This is a genomic window from Nocardia tenerifensis NBRC 101015 (assembly GCF_000308715.1).
GTDB classification, from domain to species: domain Bacteria; phylum Actinomycetota; class Actinomycetes; order Mycobacteriales; family Mycobacteriaceae; genus Nocardia; species Nocardia tenerifensis.
This window is the reverse complement of record NZ_BAGH01000609.1, coordinates 12,274-33,700: the sequence shown is the minus strand read 5'-3', so window position 1 is coordinate 33,700 and position 21,427 is coordinate 12,274. Positions and strand designations below refer to the sequence as shown.

The following is a 21,427-nucleotide window of genomic DNA, read 5'->3' as shown; positions in this document are numbered from 1 at the left end:
CCGGTAGGCCCTCCGCACGTCGATCAGGAGCGGGGTGTGTCGCGGTGCCCGCGCGCCTGGGCTACGGCGGTGTCGATGCGGGCTCGCTCGGCATCGCAGAGTTGCTGGTAGCGCTCCGCGTTCGTTTCGTCGCCGATCTTGCCGGCCGCTTCGGCGGCGGCACGCAAAACCACCATGGGCAAGCCTGGCACCTCACGTGCCTGATGGTCCGCCTCGGCGAAGACCGCCTCGGCCAGCGCCCCTTCCGCGGCGCCCGCCAGAAGAAACAACTCCTCCACATACATCCGGCCCAGACCTACCATCGACCACCCCGGCACACCATCGAGCGCGCGGCGGCACAGCCGTAGCGCGTCCCGAGCAGCCCGATGGTCACCGGCCTGGCGTTCCAGTCCGGCCAAACTGCGGTAAGCCGACGCGGAATCCCAAGGGCTGTCGGCGTATACCAACCGTTCGCGCTGCGCCTGGGCTGCCTCGGCGTACGCCCCCAGCGCGGCCAGCTGGTGGCACAGCACGCTCAGAGTGGCGTCATCCCGCGCCTGACCGCCCATCCACCGATCCAGCTCTCGGCGAGCCAACCCACGGTCGCCGACGAGCTTGGCGCGCTCGACCCACGTGAGCGGGTCCTCCCCGGCAGGATCTACAGGGAACGACGACCGCTGAGATTGCCGCCACTGCGCCAACTCCTCCGCCGAGACCCGCGCCCGTCCCTGCTCATCGAGCAGGAGCCCGAGCACGGCGTCACGGTCGGCGTGCCCGCTCTCGCGCACGAAAGCCACCGTCTCTCCCACCCCGGCAGCGAACAGATGCTCGAGGTCATAGCCGGCCCACGTATCGAAGTTGGCCCGCTTGATCTCCCAGTGCAGCCACACATCGGCCACCTGCCGATAGTCGGCGAGCAGAAAACCGGCCAACCTGGTCTCTTCGCTCAATCCCTGAAACGGCGCCTCACGACGACAGCACGCCTCCTGCTCGGCCAGCCATCGCACCAATGCGACGTCCTCGGGCCGATGGTCATACTGCAACGCCCACAACACTTTTGCCCGCCGCGCCACATTCCTGTCACACACATAGCCATCGCCATCCCTGGCACGCTCATAGCGCAGTTCCCGCCACAGCGCAGGTGACTCCCGCATCCGCACCAGCTCACGCCGCACAGCCTCCATCACCCGCCAACGATCCCACGACCAACCGTTGTTTCACCACGCCGGACCAGACCCACATACCCCGCGCACACCGCGAGATCCGGCAAGCCGCCGACCTCGCCGTCACTATTCCGCCCATGCTCACCGACTCGCCAGCTATCGCAGTGCGCAGCACTTGAACGAGAGCCGTGATGCCTCGGCGTGCCCTAGCCACTCGTCGCTAGAACGCCGCCTCGTCGAGTTCCATGATGTCGTTGTCGAGGTTCGACAGCACGGTACGGGTCGTGGTCAGCTCGGGCAGGATATTCCGCGCAAAGAACTGTGCGGTCGCGATCTTGCCTGTGTAGAACGCTTGGCTCGAGTCGGCCTCTCCTACTGCTCGCGAGTCGCTCGAGCCGGCATTGTCCAGAGCTTCGATGGCGATTTCGGCCTGCTGCAGCAGCTGCCACCCGATGAGCAGATCGCCGACGGACATCAGGAAGCGAACGCTGCCGAGGCCGATCTTGTAGAGCTCCTTCGGATCCCGCTCGGCGGCCATCAGATGCCCGGTCAGGGTGGCCACCATGCCCTGCACGTCTTCGAGAGCGGTGGTCAGCAGCTTGCGCTCGGCCTTCAGGCGGCCGTTGCCACCCTCACGCTCGATGAACTTGCGCACCTGGCCGGCCACGTGGGCCAGCGCGACGCCGCGATCGCGGGCGATCTTGCGGAAGAAGAAGTCCTGCGCCTGGATGGCGGTGGTGCCCTCGTAGAGCGAGTCGATCTTGGCGTCGCGGATGTACTGCTCGATCGGGTAGTCCTGCAGATAGCCGGAGCCGCCGAAGGTCTGGAGCGACTCGGTCAGGTACTGGTAGGCCCGCTCGGAGCCGACGCCCTTGACGATCGGCAGTAACAGATCGTTGACGCCGGCGGCCACCGCCGCGTCGGCACCTGAAACATGCTCGGCCACAACGGGATCACCGTGGGCCGCGGTGTACAGGTATACGGCGCGCAAACCCTCGGCGTACGCCTTCTGCAAGATGAGCGAGCGACGCACATCCGGATGGCGCGTGATCGCTACCCGCGGTGCGGTTTTGTCGGCCAGCCGACTGAGATCGGCACCCTGGACGCGGGTCTTGGCGTAGCCGAGAGCATGGAGGTAGGCCGACGAGAGCGTCGCGGTCGCCTTGACGCCCACCATCATTCGAGCCGACCGAATGACTTCGAACATCTGCGCGATGCCATTATGGGTCTCACCGACCAGCCAGCCCTTGGCCGGGATGCCATGGCCGCCGAAGGTGACCTCGCAGGTGGCCGAGACCTTCAAGCCCATCTTGTGCTCGAGGTTGGTCACGAAGACACCGTTGCGCTCGCCGAGCGCACCGGTCTCGTGGTCGAAGTCGAACTTGGGCACGAGGAACAGGGACAGGCCCTTCGTCCCCGCCACGGCGCCCTCGGGGCGGGCCAGCACCAAGTGAACGATGTTGGGAAACAGGTCGTCCGAGTCGCCGTTCGTGATGAAGCGTTTGGTGCCCTCGATATGCCAGCAGCCGTCCTCCTGCCGGATCGCCTTCGTCACGCCCGCCCCGACATCGGAACCGGCGTGCTCCTCGGTCAATGCCATTGTGCCGCCCCAGTTCTGGGCCGACATCAGTACCGACCATCGCTTCTGCTCGTCGGTGAGGCTCTTGTGCAGGGCATTCAGGAACGCCGACCCGGTGGCGTAGATATACGCGGCGGGCGCGGCGCCGAGGATCATTTCGGCGATCGACCAGTTCACCACCGCCGGGGCGCCGAGGCCGCCGAGCTCGATCGAGTTTCCCACCCCGGCCCATCCGGCATTCTGGAGGAGGCCGAAGCTCTGCTTGAAGCTTTCCGGGAGCCGCACGCTGAATGTTGCCGGATCGAAGACCGGAGGGTGGCGATCGGCGTCGATGTGCGAGGCGCCCAGCGGCCCTTCCGCCAGTCGGCGAACCTCCTCGAACATTGTGCGCACCGTTTCGGAATCCAGGTCGCCGAAGGCGCCCGAATCCAGAAGTCCGCCGAGGCGCAACGACTCGAACAGGTTGAACTCGAGGTCTCTGACGTTGCTTCGGAAATGACTCATTCTCATCCATCTCTCAGTGCTGGGCCGCGCCGTGCCAGTGCACGAGACCGGCGGCCGCGAAGTCGCCCGCGTGGGCGAACCCGGCGATCACCACCAGATCGCCGTGATCTATCGAGCCGTCGCGGATGGCGTGATCCATGGTTATCGGGGCAGCCGCCCCGTACAGGTTGCCGAACAGGTCGAAGGTGTCGAGGTGCTGGTGGGACTTGAGTCCGAGATCCTTCGACCAGTTCTGCAGGAAGATCCGGTTCGGCTGGTTGGTGACCAGGATGTCGATATCGTCCGGCGTTATTCCAGCGGTGTCGCAGACACCCGAAACCACCTCGGGCACAAGGCGATTGCCGCGAGCTATGATCTCGGCCCCCAGCTCCCGGTCGAACTCGACATCGACTTCGCTGTCGCCGGGCTCCCAGTATTTTCTGCCGTCCGGGCGCACCGGCCGAACATCGCGGGCATATTCCGGACTGTTCTTGGTGAAGACACCGAGGATGGGGGACGGCCCGCCGGCCGTCAAATAGGCGACCCCGCAGCCGTCACCCGGCGTCGACGCATGGCCGCGCCCGCGCACTTGGTCCTGAGCGAAGATCTGGCCCGCCGAATTCTGCACGTTGGCGATCAGCGCCGTATCGCCTTCCCCGCTGTCGATCAGCAACTTGGCCAGCTTCAGCAGGTAGGGAAACGAGGCACAGCCGGTGTTGTGCAGGTCGAGGATGACCTTGGGACGGCACCCGAGTAGGCTCGCCACCTCCGCACCCGATCCGGTGAACAGTGCGTCCGGCAGAAGAACATTGGTCAGCAGGATGTCGACGTTGTCCTCGGGCGACAGCGCCAGCCTGTCGAACATGGCTCTGGCCGCACGCTCGATCATCTCGGCCGCTCGCTCGTCCGGCGCGACATGGTGCCGAAAGCGGGGCGGGCGCATCAGCGCCGTGGAGGTCGCCTGGGCCGCGGCGGCGTCACCGAAGAACTCGACGCCGAGTCTTCTCTCCGGGACATAGCTTCCGAATCCCACGATTCCTACGTCACGCACGGATCTCCCCCAAGAATTCTCCGATGACAGTGCCGAGCCGTTGCTTCATGCGCGTCCTCCTCACACCTCTAGTCGCGCCGGTTGCGTTGCCGGACAAGCCAATCGAGTACCGAATCCGCCGACACTCGCGCGTCGGCCTCCAGCATGGAGAAGTGATCGGCCTCCACCCTGATCACCTCGTCCGCGATATCCCAATGACGCCAGGTGTAGTCGGGATCCGAGTCGACGGTGCGCGCCGCGGCCAGTAGCACGGAGGCGGCCGAAAGTGCTTCGCTGTCAGGAGCTTTCCACTGGCCGAACAGGTCGAGATAGGTTCCCATCGAGAGCAGGTTGCCGTCGTCGATCACCGCGCCGTCGGGGTCTCGTCGCACGATATGCCCCATCGCCCAGGCGAAGGTGTCGTCGAGGAGTTCCTGGTCGGGCTCGATGGTGTCCAGCATGACCACACCCGACACCGGATAACCCAGCGATTCGAGTTCGATCGCGATGTCGTTGGCGAGCAGGCCTCCCATCGAATGCCCCACCAGCACAATACGATCGGCTTCCTCGGTCGTCCCGGCGATCGCGGAGGCCGCCGCGGCGATCGCACCCTGCCAGGACTCGGGACGCGGGTCCGCGTTGCCGAAACCGGGCAGCGTCAGTCCACGGACCCGACCGCGATCGGAGAGGGCACCGGCGAAGCGGAGGAATTGATGCGGCCCGGATCCGGCCAGAAACGATGGGACACAAATGATTTCTGTATCGCGGGGACCGTCTGCCAGCAGCACCACCCCGTCGGAGCTCTGCCCGTCCGCCGGACGCGGTGCGCGCACTCTGGACGCTGCCGTGAGGATACCGATCATGTCGGCCGCGGTGCCCTCGGCCACCGCGACGGACAGCAGCGTCGTCAGAGTTCCGCTCGCGCCGTCCATGCCCGCCACCACGCCCGAGGCGACACCGTGTCCGGTCGCGGCCGACCGCGCGGGCCCGGCCGCGGCTGTTCGTTCCACCAACGGAAGCAGCGCGCGCACCACCGCGGTCGCGGTGGGATTGTCGATGAGGAATGGCGGCGGCAGCTCGGCCCCGGTCAGGGCGGCGAATCGCTTGTGCAGGCGAACCGCGTTCATCGACTCGATGCCGAGCTGGAGCAGGCTGCGGTCCGGGTCGATCGAGGCGGGTTCGTCCACGCCGAGCACCCGCGCGAACTCCGCCCGAACGAGTTCGAGCAAGGTGGGCGCCGGGTCGTCGGCGGGGATTCGCCATCGCTGTGGCGCACTCACCGCCGCGGGCTGAAGCCGAATCTCGGTGTCACCGCTGGTGATAGCGGATGTGCGCATGCCGGAGGGTGTTTCAGGAACCCAGAACCGTGTGTGCTGAAAGGCATAGACCGGCAGCGAACAGCGACCCGCCGTGGAGTTCTCATAGTAAGCGTCCCAGTCGATGGGTACGCCATTGCTGTGCAGCGCTGCCGCGGCCGCGACGACCTGTTGCGCGGCCGGAACCTCGCGATCGAGAGCGGCGACGGTTCTCGCCTCGTCACCGGTCCCGAGGAGGCACTCGTCGACGAGCGAGGTGAGTACGGCGGAGGGCCCCAACTCCACATAATGCGTGACGCCCGCACCGGCGAGCCAGCGAATCCCGTCGTGGAAACGAACCGTCGCCCGCAGTTGCCGCACCCAGTAGCCGGGGTCTGTCGCTTCGGCAGTGGTGATCGGCCGCCCGGTCATGCCGGAAACAATCGGGGTCCCAGGCGGTTTCAGGTGCACGCTCTCGACGACCGCCGCGAAGTCCTCGAGGATGGCGTCCACATAGTGCGAATGGAAGGCGTGGGAAACCCGCAGACTTCGAGTTCGCCTGCCGCGCGTTGCCCACAGATCAGCGCATGCGGCCACGGATTCGGCGTCGCCGGATACGACGACGGAACGAGGGCCGTTCACGGCGGCGACAGCGATCCGAGAAGCATCGGCAAGGGACGCGCGGACTTCCGCCTCCGAGGCCTGAATCGAATACATCGCGCCATCGGTGCTCAATGACTGCATCAGGCGACCGCGTGCGGCCACGACCCGGCAAGCGTCATCGAGTGTGAAAACGTCTGCCAGGTAGGCCGCGACGAACTCGCCGAGGGAATGGCCGATCAGGTAATCCGCTCGTACACCCCAGCTTTCGAACAGCCGGCACAGCGCGACCTCCACCGCGAACAACGCGGGCTGCACCACGCCGGCCGATGCCAACGCATCGGGATCCGACAGAGCTGAAATGAGCGCGGCGCCCAGGTAAGGGTCGAAGGCCGCGCAGACCTGTTCGAGTGTTTCGGTGTAGACGCGAAAAGCTGGGCCATCGAGTTCCGTCCCCATGCCCGCGTACTGGGCTCCCTGGCCGGTGAACATGAACGCGACGCGGCCCTCGTGTGCGGCCCGCACCGCCGCCGAGTCCACTTCCCTGGCGCGAGCGAGGACCGAGTCGGCCATGCTCTGCCGGTCCGAACCGACTACAGCTATCCGCTGGTCGAAGTGCGTCCGCGTCGTCGCGAGGGCCCGCGCGAGCTCGGCCGGTGTCGATTGCGAATCGTCCGTCAGATGGGTGTGCAGACGCTTCAGCTGGTCGCGCAGGGCCGGAATGGTCTGTGCCGAAAGGATCCAGCTGAAGTATTTTTCGGAAGATCCCGGAGTTTCCGGCAGAGGTTCTGCCGCGCCGGCCTCCTCGACGATGACATGGCAGTTGGTTCCGCTGATCCCGAAGGCCGACACCCCGAACCGCCTCGGCCGGTCGGATGTGCGGGGCCATGGTCGTGTCTGCTCGAGCAGGGCGACGCGACCGGATGTCCAGTCGAGTTTCGGTGTGGGCTTATCGATGTGGAGGCTTCTCGGCATCGCGTCGTGGCGCAGTGCCATGACCATTTTGATGAGCCCCGCGATGCCTGCCGCCGCCTGGGTGTGACCGATGTTGGACTTCACCGACCCCACATACAGTGGACATTGCGCTGACCGCCCCGGCCCGAAAACGTCGAGTAGCGCCTGCGCCTCGATCGGATCGCCGAGCACGGTTCCGGTACCGTGCGCCTCTACGACATCGATATCGGCCGGCCCTAGCCGAGCGTCGGCCAGCGCGTCAGCGATGACACGTTGCTGTGCGACGCCATTCGGTGCGGTGAGCCCGTAACTCGCGCCGTCTTGGTTGACCGCCGTGCCCCGGATGACCGCGAGCACCTGATGCCCGTGCCGCTCGGCGTCGGCCAGGCGCATGAGCACGATCGTGCCGACGCCCTCCGCCCATCCCGTTCCGTCCGCCGCGGCGGCGAAAGATCGGCATCGTCCCGACTCCGAGCAGCCGCCCTGCCTGCTGAATTCGACGAATACGCTGGGACTCGACATCACCGTCACCCCGGCGGCGAGGGCGCTGGTGCACTCGCCGCGGCGCAGCGATTGGACGGCGAGGTGCACAGCCACCAGCGACGACGAACATGCGGTGTCGACCGTCAGTGCGGGCCCGGTGAGGCCTAGGTGGTACGCGATGCGTCCCGAGGCGACGCTGCCCGCGTTTCCCACGCCCCACAGGCCGCCGAAGCGGTCGGCGTCGGCGCGCGCTCCGAGAAAATACTCCTGGTGCATGAGGCCGACGAAAACACCGGTGGAGCCATCCCGGAGAGCGCCGGGAACGATTCCGGCGTGCTCGATCGCCTCCCACGCCGACTCCAGCAGCATTCTTTGCTGAGGGTCCATCGCCGCGGCTTCACGAGGGCCGACGCCGAAGAATCCGGCGTCGAAACCCGCTGCGTCGCTGAGGAATCCACCGTGGCGCGTATAGGTCTTACCCGGCGCGTCCTGGTCCGGATCGTACAGCTCGTCGACCGGCCAGCCGCGGTCGCGCGGGAAGTCCGAGATCGCGTCGGTCTCTGCCACGACGAGTCGCCACAGGTCCTCGGGCGAGGCGACTCCACCCGGATAGCGGCAGGCCATGCCGACGATCGCGATGGGTTCGAGGTCGCGCTCGGTGGCCTCCCGCAACTGCCGTCTCGTCCGATCGAGCTCGGCCGTCACCCGCCGCAGGTACTGGAGGGTTTGCTCCGCCCCTGCCGTCTCGTCCCCCATTACTCAAGCCACCCCCATGTCATTGTCGATCATGTCGAAAAGCTCACTGACCGAGGCTGTCTCGATCGACGACGGCGGTTCGTCCGAAGACGGTCCAGTACTCAGCTCACGGACCAAATCCGTCAGACCGGCCAGCGCGGACGATCTGTCGTCGACATCCAACGCCCGCACGTGGCGTCGGATGTCGGCGAGCGCCCCGGCCACGACGCCCTGTCGATTCGCACGATCCCGCTGCCGTAGCTGTGCCGTCACGTGCTGTGCGAGCCGAGTGACCGTCGGGTGATCGAAGACCACCGAAACCGGCATGCTCAGCCCGACGCTCGCGTTGATGCGGTTGCGCAGTTGCAGCGCGCCCAGCGAGTCGAGTCCGAGCTCCTGGAACGATCGGTCGACGGGCAACGACGGACCATCGCCGAAGCGCAGCACCGCGGCGATCTCGGCCCGGACGAACCGCGTCAACGCGGCTTCCCAGTCCGAATCCGGTTGGTCCGCAAGGTTTTCGAGCGGGTCGGCCACCCGGTCGCTACGCTCCTCGCCCAGGTCCGGCAGCAAGGTGTCGAACATCGGCGCCGACCCACCCGAAGCCCGGTCGGCGAGCAGAGCCCGCGTATCGATCGACGCCGCGATGATCGATGCGTCCGGCTGTCCGACCGCGGCATCGAACATTCCCAACGCCTCCGGCGTGCGCATGGGGACCAGGCCGCGCCCGGCGAGCCGCGCGACTCCGCCACCGGCAAGATGCTCTGTCATCGCCGAGGCGTCCGCCCAGAGACCCCAGGCGATCGACGTGGCCGCTAGTCCCTGGCTACGGCGTAGCCGGGCCATGGCGTCCAGGAAGGAGTTCGCCGCGGCGTAATTCGCCTGTCCGGCAGCACCGATGACACCGGCGAGCGAGGACATCAGCACGAAGAATCTCAGGTCGAGGTGCTCGGTCAACTCGTGCAGGATCAGGGTCCCGGCGATTTTCGGCCGCAATACCCTGGCCAGTTGCTTCTCGGTCAGTGTCGCGATCAGGCCGTCGTCGAGCACGCCCGCCGAGTGGATCAGCCCGGCCAGGGGGTGCGCCGCCGGGATGGCATCGATGATCGCGCTCATCGCGTTCTTGTCGGCGACATCGCAGGCCGCCATCGTGACCACCGCCCCGCCGGAACGCAGTTCGGCGGCGAGAGTTTCGGCGCCCGCCGCACGCTCCCCGCGCCTGCTCACCAGGACGAGGTGGCGGGCGCCGCGATCGACCAGATGGCGGGCGATCGCGGCGCCGATGCCGCTGGTTCCGCCCGTGATGAGAATCGTCGTCTCGGCGTCGGGCTGAAAGCTCTCGGTCGAGCGCCGTGGCTCGGCGAACAGCCTTGCCACCTCGACCGATCCGCCGCGCACTCGGATGCGGGGCTCGGGCAGTTCCACGATGGCGGGAAGCAGGTGTGTGCTCGCCGGATTGTCGAGGTCGACCAGTGTGAACCGCCCCGGGTGCTCGGATTGCGCACTGCCGACCAGCCCCCACAGCGCCGCCGCGGTGAGCGATACCCGCTCGCTCGACCCGGTAGCTCCCGTGGTGAGCAGGACCAATCGAGCATCGCTCAGCCGATCGTCGGCGAGCCAGCGCTGTACGAGCCGGAGCCCGTCGCGCAGGCCTGCTTCGACCGCATCGGCGGATCGCTCCGGAGTTCCCTCGAGCCGGACGAGGACCAGATGCGGTGCGGGGGCACCATGGTCCATGGCCTCGATCAATGAGCCGATGCCGTCCCAGCGGTCGAGATCGATTCCAGCACAGTCGAATGCACCGGTCGGATCGAGGACGGCCCAGCGACGCGCGGCGGACGGCTCGATCGGGCGAGTCACCGGAATCCAGCGCAGGCTGTGAAAGGGCTCGGCGGGCGCAGCCACCGCCGCCGACAACATGGTGGTGGGAATAGGTCGCAGCGCCACTTCCCCGACCGATAGCACCGGTACCCCGTTCTGGTCGGTCGCGGTCAGCGAGACCTGACGGTCACCGGTCCGGCAGATGCCGGCCCGCAGGGAACTGCGCGCTTCGGACGGCCGTAGGGCGCGAATATTGCGCCACGAGAAGGGAATCCATACCTCTTCCGGATTCCGATCCACCGCGCCGTGCTCCAGGGCGACGTGAAACGCGGAGTCCAGCAACGCGGGATGCGCCGCGGCATATGAGCTGCCCCGCAGTTCACCGGGCAATTCGACCTCGGCGAACAGCAATTCGCCGATATCGCCCCGGGCCGACCAAGCCTTGCGCACATTCTGGAACACCGGTCCGTAGCCGAGTCCCTCGCGCGCGAGTTCGCCGTACATCGGGCCGAGGTCGATCGGTGTCGCCTGCGCGGGCGGCCAAGCCGCCGCGAATCCGGGGTTCGCCTCGAGCGGATCCTCGGTCTCGGCGATGGTGCCTGTCGCATGCCGCTGCCAGTTCGGTCCACTCGCGGCGTCACTTTCGGCGGAATGGATAGCCAGCGCTCGTTTACCGCTCGAGTCGGGCGCGCCCACCCACACTTGAATCCGGACGGAGCCCGAGTCCGGGAGTGGTAACGGAGCCTCGAGGTGGAGTTCTTCGACCTCGTTGCCACCGACCGCGGCGGTGACATACGCGGCCAGCTCGACGAAGGCTGTGCCCGGCACGAGAGCGGCACCGCACACCCGATGGTCCGCGATCCACGGATACTCCGCCAGTGACCACGTGCCGGTCCACACGTGACAACCCGGCTCGGCGGCCAGTTTCAAGCTGCCGGTCAACAGCGGGTGCGATACCGAAGTCAGCCCGAGTTCCGACGGTGCGGCGAGGTGGCCGGGCCGGATCCAGTACCGATCACGGTCGAACGGATGGGTCGGCAGGTCGATGCCCAGATCCAGCTTTCGCGGATAGGCGCGTCGCCAGTCGACCGGCACGCCCTCGGTGTAGAGGTTCGCGACCGATCCGAGAAACGCGGTCAGACCCCCATCGTGCTTGGTGACCGTTGGGGTGACATGAATCCGTCCCTCGCGAGTCGGCGCATGCTCGATGGTCTCCTCGATCGCCGAAACCAGCACAGGATGCGGGCTGATCTCGATGAACGTGCGGACACCGATATCGATGAGACGAGAGACGGCCGACTCGAACCGAACTGTGCGACGCAGGTTTCGGTACCAGTACCTCGCGTCCAAATCAGCCGTGTCCAGCAGGTTCCCGGTGACGCTCGAACAGAAGTCCGCCTGGCCGCTGCGCGGCGAGATGTCCGACAACGCTCGTACCAGTTCGGACTTGAGCGGCTCGACATGGGCGGAGTGTGACGCATAGTCGACCGGAATCCGCTTGGCTCGCAGCCCTTCCCGCTCGCATTCGGCGAGGATCGCGGTCAACGCCGAACGCTCGCCGGAGATCACCACCGAAGCCGGGCTGTTGACGGCCGCGAGGGACACCCCGGCGTGACGCTCGATCCGCGCGGCCGCGGCCTCGGCCGACTCGGCGACCGATATCATGCCGCCATCGCGGGCCAGCCGGGCGATCGCCTTGGCACGCAGAGCCACCACCGCCGCGGCATCGTCGAGCGACAGGCCACCGGCGATATAGGCCGCCGCGATCTCGCCCTGCGAGTGCCCGACGACGACATCGGGCGCTACCCCATGGGATCGCCACAACGTCGCGAGAGATACGAGAACGGCGAACAATACCGGCTGCACGATATCGACCTGCTCGAAAGCTGCCTCGTCGCCGTCGCGAACGATCGCCTCGAGATCCGAGGGCGGGCGGTCAAGGTGCGGCGCCAGCGCGATCGCACAATCGTGGAACGTCTGCGCGAAGGCCGGCGACGAATCCAAGAGCTCCACCGCCATTCCGCGCCACTGCGACCCCTGGCCGGGGAATACGAACGCGATCTTCCCCCGCGGCGTTTGGGAGGCCCCGCTGGACTCTTCGGCAGGGGACGGGTTGACCAGCGGGCTCAGTCCGGCGAGCAGTTCGCCTCGGCCGGTGCCGACCACAACGGTTCGATACTCGAGCAGCTGGTCCTGGGCCGCGAGCGCACCCGCGATCTCGAGCGGGTCGAATTCCACTCCGTCGCTGAGGAATTCGGCCAGCAACCGACGTCGCTCGGACAGGGCGGCTGGTGTCTTCGCACTCAGCACCCAGGCGACAGCCCCGGCCGCCACTGCCGGATTCTCGGGCGTGGCCGGCGGCTCTTCCACAATAAGATGAGCATTGGTGCCGCCGACCCCGAACGCGGAGACCGCGGCTCGGCGCGGTCGTGCGCCGGGCGCCCACTCGACCGCATCGCGCAGCAGCGACATACCGCCGCTCGACCAATCGACATCCGGGGTCGGTTCGCCGGCGTAAAGACTGCGCGGCAGCATTCGGTGACGCATTGCGAGGAGCATCTTGATGACGCCCCCGACGCCCGCCGCCGCCTGGGTGTGACCGATATTGGACTTCAGCGACCCGAGCAGCAGCGGACGATCACTCGGGCGTTGGCGCCCGTACGTGGCGAGCAGCGCGCGCGCCTCGATCGGGTCGCCGAGCGGTGTGCCCGTACCGTGAGCTTCGACCACGTCGATGTCGGCGCCGGTCAATCCCGCATTGGCCAGCGCCTGCCGAATGACGGCCTCCTGCGCTCCGCCCCGCGGAGCAGTCAAGCCGTTGCTGCGTCCGTCCTGATTGACAGCCGATCCGCGAACTACGCCGAGGATTCGTCGGCCGTGGCGTCGCGCGTCGCTCAGCCGCTCGAGCAGAACCAGTCCCATGCCTTCCGACCAGGCCGTCCCGTTCGCGTCGGCGGCGAACGAGCGGCATCTCCCGTCCGGCGACAGCGCCCGGTGCTTGGTGAACTCCAGCCACATATTCGGCGTCGTCATCACCGTGACGCCGCCGGCGAGCGCCAGCGAGCATTCACCCGATCTGAGCGACGCCGCCGCCAGATGGAGCGCGACCAGCGACGAGGAGCACGCGGTGTCGACCGTGATCGCCGGGCCCTCGAACCCGAAGGTGTACGCGAGTCGACCGGACGCGACGCTACCCGCCGTGCCCGTTCCCCAATACCCTTCGACTTCCGCTCTCGATGATTGCGCGACCCACGCGTAGTCGGATCCGCAGAGGCCCAGAAATGTCCCGGTCTTGCTGCCGGTGCGGGACGACATCGGAATTCCGGCGTGTTCGAAGGCTTCCCACGCCCCCTCCAACAGGAGCCGCTGCTGAGGATCCATCGCGAGCGCTTCGCGGGGGCTGATCTGGAAGAACTCCGGATCGAATGCGTCGATACGGTCCAGGAAGCCGCCGGACCGGACGTAGGTGGTTCCGGGATGGTCCGCGTCGGGGTGGTACAGCCCCGCCAGATCCCAGCCCCGGTCGGCCGGGAACCCGGTGATCGCATCGGTACCGGATTCCACCAGCCGCCACAGGTCTTCGGGCGCGGCGACCCCGCCGGGATACCGGCACGCCATGCCGATGATGGCGATCGGCTCATCGGTCGAGGCGGTGGCGGCCGCCTCGGTCCGACGCCGCGGCGGCGTCGCCGGGTCGCCGGAACCGCCGCCGGCAGCGACCGAATCGAAGTGCGAATACAGGTACCAGGCCACCGCGGTAGGTGTCGGATGCTCGAAGAGGAGCACGGCGGGGATCTCGAAACCCGCAGCGGCCGAGAGGCGCCGGGTGAACTCGACCGCCGCCAGCGACGTATAACCGTAATCGTGGAAGGGGCGGTCCACCTCGACCGCGGTGCCCCCGTCGAGCATCCCGGCCGCGATGTCGCACACCTCGGCGAGCACCGCATCGAATCTCCGCGACGGTTCGACGGTGGCCAGCCTGGCGGCGAGCGAGGCGCGATTCATCTTGGGCTCCTTCATATCTCGACTTCGACACGGTCGGGCGCGCGCTTGCCGGGGAACCACCAGTTCCAGCGCCCGAACAGCCGCATGGCCGCCGGAACGAGCACCAGGCGCACCACTGTCGCGTCGACCGCGACGGCAACCGCGCACCCCAGTCCAAGGCGCTGCGCGGACGGGAATCCCGTGAGGACGAAGGCGATGAAGACGAGCACCATCAGCAGGGCCGCGCTCGAGATCGAGCGCGCCGAGGCGGCGAGCCCCTCGGCGACGGCCTTGGCATTGTCCCCGGTGGCCTCCCAGCCTTCACGGATTCTCGACAACAGGAAGATCTCGTAGTCCATGGACAGACCGAAAGTGATGGCCAGAATCAGGGGCGGTGTGATCGTGTCTACCGTGGGGGCCGCCTGGATGCCGAGCCACGACAGCCATCCCCACTCGAACACCATCACCAGCACGCCGTAGGCGGCGGCCAGCGACAGCAGGTTCATGAGGATGGCCTTGGCCGCCAGGACCGGCGAGCGCAGAATCACGACGAGCAGCGCGAATCCGGCGATCACGATGAACGCGACGATCGACCACATCGCCCGCGACACCAGATCGTCGAAGTCCATGATGGTGGCAGTCGTCCCGCCCACGAGGGCGGTGACCCCGGCGATGTCGCCGAGCGCGCCGCGCAAGTCGGTGACGGTGGCTCGCGCCGAGGATGATTCGGGATCCGACGTGAGAACGGCCTGTACCAGTACGCTTTTCCCGCTCGTGTCCGCGGTAGCCGACACGTCGCCCGCGACGTCGCCGTGTGCTTGGATGATCCGCTGGACTTCCGCCACCGAGGGGCTGTCGGCGGGCAGCGAAGCCGCGTCGCCCGCCGCGGTCACCAGGACTTGAACCGGGCTGCCCGTCCCGGGGCCGAGCACCGATCCCGCGAGTTCGGTACCGACTCGCGCCTGATTGGTGTCCGGTAGCTGACGCAGCACGCTGTTGCTCATCTCGAGCTTGGTGGCGGGGAGTGCGAGCGCCAGCAACAGCGCGGCAGCGGCGAGTACGAACAGCACCGGACGGCGCATCACGACGTCCGACCATCGCATCCAGAAATCGCCGGCCCGGGCGGGATCGCGCCGGGGCCGAAACCGATTGCGGCGCGGTTTGATTGCCGCGAATCGCTCACCGAGCAGCGCCACGATGGCAGGCACCAGCGTGACGGTCGCGGTCATGGCCACCACGACGACCGTGATGGTGCCGATGGCAATGGATCGCAACGCCGTCGAGTCGATGACGAACAAACTCGCCAACGCCAGCACGACCGTGCAACCGGAGAGCACGGCCGCACGTCCCGAGGTCAGCATCGCGGTCCGCCGGGCCTGCTCGATCGTCGCGCCGCCCTGGACCTCCGAGCGAAAACGGACGAGCACGAACAGCGTGTAGTCCACGGCTACCCCGATACCCACCATCGACACGGCATTCGATACGAAAATCGACATGCTGATCACCTGGGCGAGCAAGTAGGTGATCCCACCGGTGACGACGACAGCCGCCATGGCGACCCCGATCGGCAGCGCCATGCTCAGCAAGGATCCGAAGACCAGCAGCAGGGTGAGCGCGATCAGCGGGAAAGCGAACAGTTCCCCCTTGGCGACGGCGTCGGTCGTCTCGGATTGCACTTCCGCGTACAGCGCGCCCTGTCCGGTCAGATAAGCCTGCACGTGACCGTCGACCAACTGCGCGGGTTTGTGGTGCTCGATACCCAATCGCTTGGCGATTTCTTTCGCGATGTCGATCGACGAGTCCTGGCCGCCGGTGACGATCAAGGGGATGACGCGGATATCCGGATGCTGCCCCGCCGCCGGGGGCGAAGGGGCGATCGAGATACCGGACACGTCACCGAGGCGCGAGACCGCCTCCGCTCGGCCCTGTTCCAGCACCGTCGCTTGCGCTGGGTCCGACCGCAGAACCACCGCGAGCGTCGCGGCGGCCGCCGCGGGGAAGTCCGACGCTATTCGCTCGTCGACACGCAGAGACTGACTTCCGGGCGCTTCGAAACCGCCACTCGTCAAGTGCGCGTTCTGATTCGCGGCGCCCGCGGCCGCCAGCGCCATCAGGATCACCCAAACGGCAACCGTGGACCACGCATGCCGCTCCACAAAGGACCGTAAGCGATCCAGCACCACGTCAACCCTGTTCACAGACCAACCGCCTCCCTGACACGCGTAATCGCGTCGTCGGTATCTTTGAACTCGACAGCCTGCCAACCGTTGTCGACGGCACCGCGGCAATTGACCGCGAGGTCATCGATCAGCACACACGATGTGGCAGGTACCGATGCTTTCACAGCGCAGAGTTCGTAGATATCGCGATCAGGTTTTCGGCACCCGACTTCGTAGGAGAGAATGACTTCGTCGAACAGCTCGGGTTCGACGATCGCGCGCCAGTACGGATCGAAGTCCGGCGGCATGTTCGACACCATGCCGACGAAAACGCCCTCGGCACGCAGTGTCCGCACGAAATCGATCATGGCCGTGTTCGGCGGACGCTCGGCGAACCAGAGCTCGGCGAACCGCGACAGATCGACATTCGTTGCGAAATCACGCGCCAGCACCGACTCCATCTCGCGCACCCACTGGATACCGCTGAGCAACGGAGTATCCAGGGGCAGCATGATGTCATCGGTACCGAACTCGCGGGCAACCGCGAGCATCGACGCCATCAGAAATTCAGGGCGCACACGGATTTTGGCACAGAAGGTAGTGAACGTGTCGGTGACAGGGGCGGTGAGCACCCCCGCGAAATCACACCAGACCGCCGGTCTCGCAGGCACGCCGATACTCATCGAAGCCGGCCTATCTTCCGGCCAGCCGGGCTACCACGGGGGCGAACGCGCGCGCCGCGCCATCGGAGATCACCCAGTAGGTGAATCCCCAGCGTTCGCGATGCTCGAGCAGTTGGTCGCAGATCTCATCGACACTTCCCACCAGCGCCATCGGCGTGGCGCCGAACTCGTCCTCGGTCATCCCGATGGCCTTGGCGTAGGTCCGCACGGAGGCCTCGCGATCGGTGGTGATCCGGCACGTCACCACCAGGCATTGGAGCTCGATGTCGCCCCACCGATCCCCGGCCGCGTCCCGGATCCAGCCGATGCGCTCGTCGAACGCATCGTCGACCGCGGCCCGGCCCGCACCGGAATCCATTCGGCCCGAGGACATCTTGGGGTTGACGCCGACGATGTCGGCCTCGCGGGCAGCGAGGGTCAGCATCCGCTTTCCACCACCACCTATCAGGATCGGCGGGTGTGGCAACGAAACCGGTTGCGGGTGACCGTAATTCGTGTTCACCGCGTAGTGCGAGCCGGTGCGCCGGACCGAGGCGGTTGCCCAGATATCCTTCAAGACGGCCAAGCTCTCGCCCAGTCGATCGATTCGCTCGGCCGCGGGATCGAACGTCAATCCGGCAGCGCGGTAGTCCATTTCACGCCACCCCGCACCGATGCCGAACTCGACGCGACCGCCGGACACCACGTCCAGGGTCGCGATCTCCTTGGCGAGCACAACGGGATTGCGGTAGTCGTTCGCGAGTACCAGGGTTCCGACCGTCAAACGCTCGGTCGCCTCGGCCGCGACCGTCATCGAAACCAGCGGGCCCCACTGGGTATCGAGGTGATCCGGTATCAGCAGGCTCGAGTAGCCGAGCGCCTCGGCCTCGCGGGCCTTGTCCCGCCACGCGCCGGCGGTGTACGCCCCACTCGCCTGCACGCCGAACCGAAAGGTTCTGCTCAAGATTCCCCCTCACCGAGTCGCGGCGACCAGTGGCGCCGTCGAACCGAGAACCTGATCCAGAACGCTGCTCAATTCTTCAGCCTTCGACAGGCTTCGCCGAGCGGCGAGTCGTCCGTCCGGGCGCACCAGCAGGACGGATGGCCGGCCGACAGCCAACTCGGCGTGCACGACGCCGTCGGCGTCCACGTGCTGCTCGATGCCGTCGAGGGACAGCGCGATCGCTTCTCGGCCGAGTACGACGGGAGACACCAAACCTCGGTGCCGAGCTTCGAAATGCTTTGCGATGCCCTCGATCTCGGAAGAATCCGTCGGCCTCGCCCCGACGACAAGCGCCGTGAATCGGCCCGGCTGCAGGAGATCGTGCACCCGAACGGTCGCCGAGATCGCTACATCGGGCACGCGACGCCCGGCCTGTGCGGACGCAGCCTGGTCGGCGCCGGGCAGCGCTTCGGCTGGATAACCGATCGAGAGCTGCGTCAATGTCGGTATGAGAAGGCGGTCCAGCAGGCCGGTGACGGTGCCGAGACCCAGCAACGCGTCACGGAGGTACCGCACGACACGCGGCCGGATGGTGGCCAACCTCGTCTGGGAGGTGGCGGCCCGCATCGCGAGGGACGCCCCGTGCAATCGTTCCTTCTCGTAGCTGTCCAGCAGGGACTCGCCGGCGACGCCGCGGCAGACCAAGGCGAGTTTCCACGCCAAATTGCAGGAGTCCTGAATGCCGCCATTCATGCCCTGCCCGCCGAGCGGGCCGTAGCTGTGCGCGGCGTCGCCGACGATCAGACACCGGCCCGACCGGTACCGCGACGCTATCCCGGTACGCACCTTGACCGTGGCGACGCCCCAACCGGCATCGCGTAGCTCCCGCACGCGAATCCCCGAGCCGGTTCGACGATCGAACAGTTCCTGGACATATTCCAAGGTCGTCGCGCGCCCCTGCGCGCCGTGCACCGTCGCCGCCAATCGGAACGAGCCGTCCGGAAGCGGCGCTATGAGAGCCATTCCGTCGGGGTGGAAGTAGTAGTGGCCTGCGTCGGTCGACGAGCGCTCACCGAACACATCGACGATCATGAACGTCTCGGGTGCTTCCTGGGTATCGAACGGGATCCCGGCGAATTTCCGCACAGCGCTGTGCGATCCGTCGGCCCCGACCACCCAGCCCGCCGTCACCGGCTCCTCGGACGCACCGTCGGCGGCGGCCACCGTCGCGATGACGCTGTCGGTGCGAATGTCGAGCCCTACCAACTCGACACCCCGCTCGACGGTGCCACCGAGCTCGGTCAACCGGCGCTCGAGCACCTCCTCGGTCGCCGATTGCGGGACCGACAGCATGAACGGAAAACGACAGTGCCGCACGGTCTCCGCCGAGATCTTGGCGGTTTGCCGGGCGCCGGAGTGGAAGTGGGCATGCCCGCAACGCACGCCGCGCTCCACCAACTGCTCCGCGGCGCCGAAGTGGTGCAGCACCTCCAGCGCACGGGCGGAGATGCCGATCGCGCGGGAGGCCTTCGTCGAACTCATCGATTTGTCGATTATTCGAAACGAAATCCCCTGGGAGATCAGCTCGCAGGCGAGCGTGAGCCCGGACGGGCCCGCCCCTACGATCAGCACATCGACCCGCTCGTTCATGACCGTTCTCCGTTCGCGGCTCGGCCGGCATCCGACCTGAACTCCAGTTCCATTGCGACAGCGCCGATGTGCTTGCCCCACTGCACCACCGTGGCGTCGACCTGATACGTCTGCGCCGCGCCGAGCGCCTTGACCGTCAATTCCAGCTCGGTGGGCACGTCGAGCTCGGCGAACCCGTCGAACGCCGCGCGGCCGCGGGTCACCATCGGCACACCGCCTGCCCCGTCGGTACTCCTGGCACATACGCTCCAGGTAGCCGCTTGGCGTACCGCCTCCGTGATCAGCTGTCCCGGAACATGATCCAGCGGATGATCGAAGAACGCCGCGTCCGCCGGGTCCACGAGCACCGAAATACGGTCTATCCCAGCGGGTTCGGCGACAGCCCGGATCGCTACGTGCCGCGGCGAATCCCGTCCGACCAGCTCGGGTGCGGGAACCTCCCCCGCCGGCGCCGTGACCGCATGCTCCCCACGCTCGCCGAGCTGAGCTCGCGCCATGGCCCGCACGAGGGCGAAGTCGGACGCCGCCGCGAACATCAGCGACCCCGACATGGTCATGGCCGGTGCGTCACCGATCAGCAGCACGGTCTCGAAGGTCAGTCCGGTTGGCCCGTCGACCGCGTGCTGCGGCGTCAACGCGAACAGCAGAACCCCTTCCAGCGGGTTTCGCCGATCATCACGGAACGCGTCGGGACTCAGCACCGCCAGGTCGAAAGACCGTGCCACCATGACGGTTTCGGGCGCGATCTCGAAGAAGTCATGCCCGGACATGATCGCCGCCTGACGGACGGCTTCGGCAGCCATCAAGGTGTCGTGATATTCGTAATGCCCGTCCGACCAGAGCGAATGCGCCCGTGGCAGCTGGACGGCGATCACGAACAGCTCGGGCGCGATGCGAGCGCGGTCGCACACGAACACTTCCGATACCGATCGGCGGTGCGTCAGTTCCCGGGGAACAGTCTGCCGATGATCGACCAGCTTCCGCAGCTCGGCAACGCCTCGATCCGCCGTGACGAACCTATCGAGGACTCGATGCTCGAGTCTTGTCGAAACCATGCTTTCCCCGTTTCTCACCTCACCGCCGACCGCCCGCACGTCCGTCAGGCCGAAGTCGCCTCGGCCGCAGTGGCTTCCGTGTCCGCGGCGGCGATGCCGAGCAGGATCTCCGCCACCAGGTCCGGGCGTTCGAGGTGGGCGAAGTGATTGGTCGGCACCTCGTGGACTGTGCCGGTACGGGCGGCGTGCGCGCGCTGCGCCGAAACCGGCACATCGGCGTCGAACTGCGTGATGATGTAGCTGGAGGCGACGGTGCGCCAGGCCTCGCCGCTCGCGATATCGGTGAAGGACGCGACCGACTGGCGGGTCAGCCTGCTCACCGCCTCCTCGGTCATCTCCGGGGTCGGCAGGCTCTCCAGCACGCGGCTCTTGAAGTGCTGCGGACCTTCGCTGACCGTGCCGTCCTCCCGGATGTCGAGCTCCGGGACCTGATCCTCGGGAATGAACCCGCAGTCCACGACCGAAGTGCCCTCGGGCACCACCGCGCTGATGTAGACGAGATGCCGCACGCTCGGCTGGTCGACCGCGGCAGCCGAGATGACCGCCCCGCCGTAGGAATGCCCGACGAGGATCACCGGCGTATCGACCTCCGCGATGACCTTGCGGACCGCATCGACATCGTCGGCGAGCGTCCCGAGTGGGCCCGCGGGACCGCAACTCGGCAAATCGACTGCGCGGCTTTCGATCCCGTGCGCGCGAAGCTTCTCCGCGACGAAACTCCACCACCACGTGCTGTCGGAGATGAAGGCACCGTGGACGTAGACAACCACTGGTTTCATGGTGTTTCAAACCTTTCTGCTGTGTCGACGTCACGGCCGACGCCGAATTCGCCTCGCCGGGAGCGACTCCCGA

The 21,427-nt window shown here is 67.0% G+C and carries 11 protein-coding genes; all 11 read right to left on the bottom strand.

Features of this window, described 5'->3' with window-relative positions:
* Window positions 1–23: 23 nt before the first annotated feature.
* Window positions 24–1,166: a hypothetical protein gene (locus tag ON39_RS43395; protein ID WP_211336498.1), complete on the bottom strand. Its 1,143-nt coding sequence runs from the start codon at window positions 1,164–1,166 to the stop codon at window positions 24–26.
* A gap of 196 nt (window positions 1,167–1,362) precedes the next feature.
* Entirely contained in the window at window positions 1,363–3,225 is a 1,863-nt protein-coding gene (locus tag ON39_RS43390; RefSeq protein ID WP_040742925.1) for an acyl-CoA dehydrogenase, read from the bottom strand.
* 13 nt (window positions 3,226–3,238) lie between these two features.
* Window positions 3,239–4,255: a 3-oxoacyl-ACP synthase III family protein gene (locus ON39_RS43385; protein WP_040742923.1), complete on the bottom strand. Its 1,017-nt coding sequence runs from the start codon at window positions 4,253–4,255 to the stop codon at window positions 3,239–3,241.
* 68 nt (window positions 4,256–4,323) lie between these two features.
* Window positions 4,324–8,322 carry a type I polyketide synthase gene (locus ON39_RS43380; protein WP_040742922.1) on the bottom strand — a complete coding sequence of 1,333 codons (3,999 nt, stop codon included), beginning with the start codon at window positions 8,320–8,322 and terminating at the stop codon, window positions 4,324–4,326.
* A gap of 3 nt (window positions 8,323–8,325) precedes the next feature.
* On the bottom strand, window positions 8,326–14,127 hold the full coding sequence (locus ON39_RS43375) for a type I polyketide synthase (protein ID WP_157195646.1): 5,802 nt from the start codon (window positions 14,125–14,127) through the stop codon (window positions 8,326–8,328).
* Between the two features lie 11 nt (window positions 14,128–14,138).
* Window positions 14,139–16,217, bottom strand: a complete 2,079-nt coding sequence (locus tag ON39_RS43370) for an MMPL family transporter (RefSeq protein WP_157195645.1) — start codon at window positions 16,215–16,217, stop codon at window positions 14,139–14,141.
* Window positions 16,218–16,300: 83 nt separating this feature from the next.
* Window positions 16,301–16,948, bottom strand: coding sequence for an HAD-IA family hydrolase (locus ON39_RS43365; protein WP_040742919.1), 648 nt, complete (start codon window positions 16,946–16,948; stop codon window positions 16,301–16,303).
* A gap of 10 nt (window positions 16,949–16,958) precedes the next feature.
* The gene (locus ON39_RS43360) at window positions 16,959–17,891 is read right to left on the bottom strand and encodes a TIGR03621 family F420-dependent LLM class oxidoreductase (RefSeq protein ID WP_040742917.1); all 933 of its coding nucleotides are present in this window, start codon (window positions 17,889–17,891) and stop codon (window positions 16,959–16,961) included.
* 9 nt (window positions 17,892–17,900) lie between these two features.
* Window positions 17,901–19,520 (bottom strand): FAD-dependent monooxygenase, encoded by a 1,620-nt coding sequence (locus ON39_RS43355; RefSeq protein ID WP_051187871.1) that lies wholly within the window; start codon window positions 19,518–19,520, stop codon window positions 17,901–17,903.
* Window positions 19,517–20,575: an AfsA-related hotdog domain-containing protein gene (locus ON39_RS43350; protein ID WP_110293941.1), complete on the bottom strand. Its 1,059-nt coding sequence runs from the start codon at window positions 20,573–20,575 to the stop codon at window positions 19,517–19,519. The genes ON39_RS43355 and ON39_RS43350 overlap by 4 nt, the downstream gene beginning before the upstream one ends.
* 44 nt (window positions 20,576–20,619) lie before the next feature.
* Window positions 20,620–21,354 (bottom strand): alpha/beta fold hydrolase, encoded by a 735-nt coding sequence (locus ON39_RS43345; RefSeq protein ID WP_063713489.1) that lies wholly within the window; start codon window positions 21,352–21,354, stop codon window positions 20,620–20,622.
* Between the last annotated feature and the right edge of the window lie 73 nt (window positions 21,355–21,427).